The organism is Thermogemmatispora sp., from assembly GCF_042408735.1.
Taxonomy (GTDB): Bacteria; Chloroflexota; Ktedonobacteria; order Ktedonobacterales; family Ktedonobacteraceae; genus Thermogemmatispora.
Genome location: NZ_JBHOQV010000163.1, coordinates 49,652 through 56,158 on the forward strand (window position 1 = coordinate 49,652; position 6,507 = coordinate 56,158).

The window sequence follows — 6,507 nt, forward strand, 5'->3', positions numbered from 1 at the left end:
TCGATCTCTCTCCTTGCGCGCCTTTGATGCGCGCAAGGTGTGGAAAGCAAGAAGAATAGAAGCAGCCTGGCAGTCCTGATATGACATGATTAACGAGGTTAGCGATGCAGCTTTTTATGGTGACGGCCAGTAGCAGTACGGCGGCTCTGCAGGGGCTGGCAACCCTGTCGAAGTATCTTTTCACTACTGGCCTCTGTATGATCGGCGTCATGACGGTAGCCTATCTGTGGTATACGATCGGCACCGCGCGCCTGGCCAGGCAGGTCGCCAGTCAAGAGCAAGGCCAGCGGCGCCAGGGAAAGCTGGCCCGCGGCAACAAGCAGGCGGCGGCTGTTTCAGCGAGTGGCGAGGGAGGCGTAGCGACCCTGGTGCGCAGCGAAGTTATTCTCAACGAGCAGCCCGACGGAGAGAAGCCAATCCCCCTGAATCGTAGTTTGATCGCCATCGGACGGATCGGCACGACAGTTGGCTGGTTCGCAACGCTGACCCTGATTCTTTCGCAGGTGCTACGCACGCTTGTGACGGGCCACGCTCCCTGGAGCAATCTCTTCGAGTTCAGCGTCAGCTTTACGGCGGCCTTGCTGCTCAGCTATCTGCTCTTCGAGGCGCGCTTTCACGAGCGAGTGCGCGCCTGGGGCCTCTACGTCTGTCTGCTTTCGGTAGTGACGCTGGTCATCGCGATCTACGTGGGAACCACCTATAACCTGATCACAGGTTCCAGCCAGCTGATCCCGGCCCTGCAGGACCAGCCCATTCTGACGCTGCACGTCTCGATGGCCATCTTCGCTTATGCCCTCTTCAGCGTGGCCTTTGGGACGGGTCTGATTATCCTGCTCCAGGGCGGCAGTGGCCAGCGCATCGCCTGGCTGCCTTCCGCGGAGGCCGCCGATGAGCTGGGCTACAAAGCGGTCATCATTGGCTTCCCCTTGCTGGCCCTCAATCTGATCCTGGGCGCCTACTGGGCGAACTACGCCTGGGGCCACTTCTGGAGCTGGGACCCCAAGGAGACCTCAGCCCTGATCACCTGGCTGATCTACGCTGTCTATCTGCACGCGCGCGGCATCCGCGGCTGGCGTGGTCAACGCATCGGCTGGCTACTGGTCATAGGCTTCGCCGCCACGCTCTTCACCTACTACGGCGTGAGCTTCCTGGTGCCAAGCCTACACAGCTACGCCAAGTAGACCAGCTTTTTCCCGCTGGCAGCCAGCCGCACAGCTCGCTCGGCGCGGCGCAGCTCTCAAAGTAGCTCGCGCGCCAGCAGCAGCCGATAGCGGGGGTTATAGGTCTTGTCGCAGAGGCTGCACGAGACAGGGCGACTGTAGCGGCGCGCACGTGGGTATTCCTTGCCACAGTTAGGGCAGACATAGATATAGCGCAGAGGCGCTCGCGCCCGTCGGAGTTGTTCGCGGCGGGCGCTTTCTTCATGGAGGAGCTGTCGTAGCTCTTCCAGATCATAGCCAGTGATGGCCGCCTCGTCAGCGGCGATGGAATCATAGCCATGATGGCGGTGGCGTCGTGGAGTGCCGCGTACGCGGTCAGCGAGGTGGATCAGCTCATGAGCTACGGTGACCTCGATAGAGCGCGGCTGCATGTCCGGCTCGATGAAAATGCAGTGTCGATGGCGCGGCGCCTCGCCCGGCACGGTCACAAGGCGGGACGGCGGCCCCTCGCCAAAACCTGGCAGTGGCAGCGTGGGGCTGCCTCGCCCTCCCTCCGCCTGGCCAGGTCTGCGGCCAGCCCGATCGGCCAGGGAAGAAGCCACTTTCCCCGCAAGCTGCACGTAGCAGTAGCAGCCGAGCACCATGAAGTTGAGACGTTTGCCAGTCCAGCGCTGATACTCACGTCGATCCTGGGTTAGTGCCAATAGCGCCAGCTCGTCATCTGGTAGCTCTAACCGCTGCCAGTAGTGCCAAAACCAGCGCTCTACCAGCGGCGTGGCATGCAGAATAGGACCGGCCTGCACAGGTGGAAGAGCTGGCAGGCCGGGTTTACGTCTTGCAGCCATAGGATTCGTTGCTCTTTACTCGTTTGCTATGCAGTTTCCCTCGTCGACTGGCCCGCCCGTTGACGACTCGTCTCCTCTCCTTTTCCCCTCTCCGTCCGAGCAGAGGGGAGAGCGAGCTGCGCGCCATCAAGACGGCAAGCGACGCGGGGACTCAACAAGGCCGCTCTCTCGTGGGCTAGCATCAGCCCTGGCAACAGCAGAGAGAGACGGCCCACCACAACGCAGCCATCTCCGCAGCATAGGCCAGCCCACCGCAGCGGCCACTGCCTCTCTTGCCTTGCTGTCGACCCCTCACTCACCCCTGCTGATGCAGCCGGGTGGAACCTGCCCGCTGGCTTTTGCCTAGTATAGCAGGAGGGAGTAAGGGGTGCAAGGCTCGCTGTCCCCTGACGAGGGATAGGGCTGAACCGGAGCCGATCCGCTCAGGCCGGCCAGCCCTACCCTACCCAGGCACTGCCTCGCGCAAGAGCGAGAGGGAGCTGCACCTCACCTACCTTTTAAGCCATCGCGCGGACGCCAACGAGGCTGCGGGCCGCTTCATAGATGCGCTCGACGCTGGGGATAACGGTCCTCTCCAGTGGCTCCGAGAAAGGAATCGGTACATCGGGCACGGCCAGTCGCTGGATGGGGGCCTTGAGAGCGCCAAAGGCGCCGGCCTGAATACGAAAGGCCAGTTCGCCACTCAGCCCATAGCTCATGTAGTCCTCATCAACAATCAGCACTCGACCAGTCTTGCGGGCCGAGGCGACCAGCGTAGTCTCGTCCAGGGGAACCAGGGTCCGCAGGTCAATCACTTCCGCCGAGATGCCCTCTTGCGCTAGCCGTTCGGCAGCCTTCAAGCTGCGAGGCACCATCAGGCCGGCGGCAAGAATGGTCAGGTCCGTACCTTGCCGGCGAACAGCGGCCTGGCCGAACTCGACGGTGTAACGCTCTTCGGGGACCTCTTCCTCCTCGCCCTCGAAGGGTAAGAAGGGAAGGCCCGTCAGTAGCTTGTGCCCGAAGATGATCACCGGATTCTCATCCGCCAGGGCCCGGACCGTCAGGCCCTTGGCATCATAGGCTGTGGCAGGCACGACAATTTTGAAGCCCGGCAGGTGAGCAAAGAGACCATAGAGGACCTGAGAATGCTGGGCGGCATCGCCGTAGCCGCCACCGATGGCAGTGATGACCGTCACCGGCATCGGCAACTGTCCCCCAGACATGTAATGGTTTTTAGCCATGTGGTTAAACATCTGGTCGAAGCCGGCCCCACAGAAGTCGACGAACATTAGAGAGACCACGGGATGGAGTCCGACCGAGGCCGCTCCCACGGCCATTCCCATAAAGGTCTGCTCCGTGATAGGCGTGTCAACCACGCGCTCACGTCCATACTTCGGGAAGAGGCCCATCGTAAAGCCGAAGACGGCCCCCCAGTAGGTGACGTCCTCTCCCAGGACCACGAGGCGCTCGTTATGAGCCATCTCCTGATCAATGGCCTCAGCAATAGCAAAGGCTAAACCCCTGAGCTTTCTCATCGGAAGACCCCCATCAGAGCCTCTTGCGGCTCCGGCAATGGACTGCTCTCCGCAAACTGAATGGCCGCCTCCGCCTCGCGCTGAGCCTCCTCTCGCAGGTGGCTCAGCGTCGCCTCATCAGCCCAACCAAGCCTCTTGAGGCGCTCGCCCAGGCGCCCAATCGGATCGAGAGCCTGCCAGCGCTCCACCTCCTCGCGCGTGCGGTACTCTTCGGCATCACCTTCAAAGTGGCCGCGATAGCGATAGCAGACCGCCTCGATGAGGGCTGGCCCCATGCCAGCGCGCGCATGCTCGATGACGAGCTTCGCCACCCGGTAAACATCGATGACATCCATGCCATCAACGACATACGAGGGGACATTGAAGCTCAAGGCTCGCTGAAAGTGATGAACCGTAGCGAGGGCCGCCCACTTTGGAGTGGAGTCGGCGTAGAAATTGTCCTCGATAACCACCACCAGAGGTAATTGGAAGAGGCTGGCAACGTTCAACGTCTCGGCAAATGTCCCATGATTGGCTGCTCCCTCGCCGGCAAAGGCGACAGCCACGTTGCGCTGACCAAGCCTGCGGAAGGCAAAGGCCGCCCCCGCCGCCTGGGGAAAGGAGGCGCCGACAATGCCGCTGCAGGCGAAATGCCTGCTCGTGTCGAAGAGGTGCATATGGCCCCCCTTGCCACCACAGAGACCGCTGGCCTTGCCAAAGATTTCCGCTGCCAGCTTCCCTGGCTCAACTCCCTTGGCCAGGGCATGATGGTGAGGCCGATGGGTGCTGACAACCGCGTCGCTCTCTTCCAGCAGAGAGCAAACGCCTACCGCTACCGCTTCCTGGCCGACGGCGAGATGCATCTCTCCCCGGATCGGCCCAGCGGCCATGTTGAACTCAGGCGCCTTGCCGATGTAGTAGCGGTCGGCAATGAGGTTCTCGAAGGAGCGAATCAGGCAGAGCTGCCGATAGGCCCGGAGTAACTGGTCCGCGTCCAGCCCGGCCTGCGCAAGAAGATACTGCAGGTCCTGCAGGCTGGGTTCAGGCTTGATCATGGCCACCTCCTTCTGACTGGCTGGCTAAAAGGCGCTAGCGCTACAAGAGATTCGCCGAGCCGCTTCCGGCTTGGGAAGAAGAAGGCCCGAGGTGAGGATGAACGCCTGGCAGGACCACCTTGACGCAGGAGAGAAGGCCAGGACCTGCCCCAGCTCATGACTGGTGCCCGCTCTGTCTGGGCAGATCACGAAGCCCGTGAGCAGGTCACCTAGCTCAGCTCTGCTTGTCTTCTCGTCTGCTTCAACTCTACCCGATCCCCGGCGAGGCTGTCAAGGCAAGGCAGCAACCAGCTTGATGAAGATTGACAGGCCCTCTCATGAGCAGTAAGATGAGGCTTATAGCACTCTCAGTCAGAAAGAGGGCTACTCAAAATGGCACGACTGTCCTCGGATCTCCGCCCCTGTAAGGAGTATCTGTATGTCTTTCCAGGTCTTCATCCGAACAGAGAAATCCTTGCATCAACTGGCCAGCGAGATTGGCACGCTCCTTTCCTTACCTCCTTCCAAGCGGCAGCCCGCCCGCGATACCCTCTACTACCAGTTCGAAATGTTGGGAATGCTCGTATTAATTCATTATCTTGAAGAAGAAGATCGTGCTCCAGAGGTGTTCAGCTATCCCTACGTCTTCACGCTGCAGCTCACTTTCACGGAGCATAACCTTGATACCGACGACCTGGAGTATCGTCTACAGCCTTACTATGCCCGCCTGCTCAGCTTTCACCTAGGAGTAGAGACGGCCTATCACGAGAAGCAGCGGGTCAACCAGCGCTGGCGCATTCGCTATCATTTCTGCCGCAAGAATCCCAACTGGAAGGGGGATATTCTTTACGGAGAGCCAGGATGGCAGCCGGCGGTCATCGAGGAGCAGCCGAGCGAGTGGCGCAACCAGCTCTTGCCCTGGTAAGCCGGCTCGGTCTCGGGCGGCGTACCGGACAGCTCATCTAGTTTCTTCTGTCGAAGATACCCGAGGCTCGCAGAAGACAAGGGGGACGGCTGCGGCGTTCGCTTCCCCTTGGATCAGCGAGCGGACCGGCCAGCCAGCCGGTCAGCCGACGACCCATTCCTATTCACCCGCCCCCCTCTCCTGGTGCCTGCTGCTACATACAAAAGCAGGATTCACAGATGGATAGCCAGCGTGCAGCCCCTTGTCTAAGCGAGCTGATCATGTTACAGTCTTTAACGAGAGCGGTTGCTGCCGCTGCCGCATGTCTTCGCTGTCAAGCTGCGAGCGCAAGCGTCACGGCTTGCGCAAGGGCGTCAATCAGTGTGAGTGAGCGCTCTCCGGCCAGTGCCAGGGAGGATTGAAGAGGATCACCCTGGAGGGAGGAAGAGAGAGAGGCCACTCTCCCCAGTGTAACGAAAGGCAGGCTATGAGTAGCATTGTCGAGGCAGCTATCGGCACAGAACTTCCCCCGCTGGTGAAGCCGCCGATTACCCGCGAACAGCTCCGCCGCTATGCTGAGGCTTCAGGCGATTACAATCCGATTCATCTAGACGACGAGGCGGCCCGTCGCGTTGGGCTAGATGGCGTCATCGCTCATGGCATGCTCAGCATGGCGTTCCTCGGCCAGTTCATTGAGCAGCAGATCGCCGCTTATCCCGATGCCTTGCTGACCCGTCTCAAGGTTCGCTTTGCCAGCATGGTGCGTCCGGGCGACGTCCTGACCTGCCGTGGCCAGGTGACCGCCCGCAGCCGCGAGCCTGATGGGCGAGAGCAGGTCACCATCGAGTGTTGGGCAGAGAACCAGCGCGGCGAGCGAGTGACCAGCGGAGAAGCCGTTGTCTCTCTGCCGTCCGCCTGAGTCAGTGACCGCATCGGTCGACTAACAAGGAGGTTTGCGCATGGTCGAAGCCAGGAACATCAGGGACATCGCTGACCTGCGGCTTCAGTACGACCTGGCGATCTACAACTGCCAGCGCTTTGGCACCTACGAGGCCCTGGTCTATGAGGACC

6 protein-coding genes are annotated in these 6,507 nt (G+C 60.9%); 3 read left to right on the plus strand and 3 right to left on the minus strand.

Annotated elements, in window-relative coordinates; genetic code table 11:
* Positions 1–104 precede the first annotated feature (104 nt).
* Positions 105–1,181 carry a c-type cytochrome biogenesis protein CcsB gene (gene ccsB / locus ACFMO7_RS18415; protein WP_376796952.1) on the plus strand — a complete coding sequence of 359 codons (1,077 nt, stop codon included), beginning with the start codon at positions 105–107 and terminating at the stop codon, positions 1,179–1,181.
* A gap of 56 nt (positions 1,182–1,237) precedes the next feature.
* Here the strand turns inward: ccsB and ACFMO7_RS18420 are convergent, their stop codons facing one another.
* The 3 genes from ACFMO7_RS18420 to ACFMO7_RS18430 form a co-directional block, all read right to left on the minus strand.
* Positions 1,238–2,005 (minus strand): hypothetical protein, encoded by a 768-nt coding sequence (locus ACFMO7_RS18420; protein ID WP_376796953.1) that lies wholly within the window; start codon positions 2,003–2,005, stop codon positions 1,238–1,240.
* Between the two features lie 497 nt (positions 2,006–2,502).
* Complete coding sequence (locus tag ACFMO7_RS18425) at positions 2,503–3,519, minus strand: alpha-ketoacid dehydrogenase subunit beta (protein WP_376796954.1); 1,017 nt, start codon at positions 3,517–3,519, stop codon at positions 2,503–2,505.
* Positions 3,516–4,553: a thiamine pyrophosphate-dependent dehydrogenase E1 component subunit alpha gene (locus ACFMO7_RS18430; protein WP_376796955.1), complete on the minus strand. Its 1,038-nt coding sequence runs from the start codon at positions 4,551–4,553 to the stop codon at positions 3,516–3,518. The genes ACFMO7_RS18425 and ACFMO7_RS18430 overlap by 4 nt, the downstream gene beginning before the upstream one ends.
* A gap of 418 nt (positions 4,554–4,971) precedes the next feature.
* Between ACFMO7_RS18430 and ACFMO7_RS18435 the strand changes: the two genes are divergently transcribed.
* Positions 4,972–5,457 carry a hypothetical protein gene (locus ACFMO7_RS18435; RefSeq protein WP_376796956.1) on the plus strand — a complete coding sequence of 162 codons (486 nt, stop codon included), beginning with the start codon at positions 4,972–4,974 and terminating at the stop codon, positions 5,455–5,457.
* Between the two features lie 466 nt (positions 5,458–5,923).
* Positions 5,924–6,355 (plus strand): MaoC/PaaZ C-terminal domain-containing protein, encoded by a 432-nt coding sequence (locus ACFMO7_RS18440; RefSeq protein ID WP_376796957.1) that lies wholly within the window; start codon positions 5,924–5,926, stop codon positions 6,353–6,355.
* The last annotated feature ends 152 nt before the right edge of the window (positions 6,356–6,507 follow it).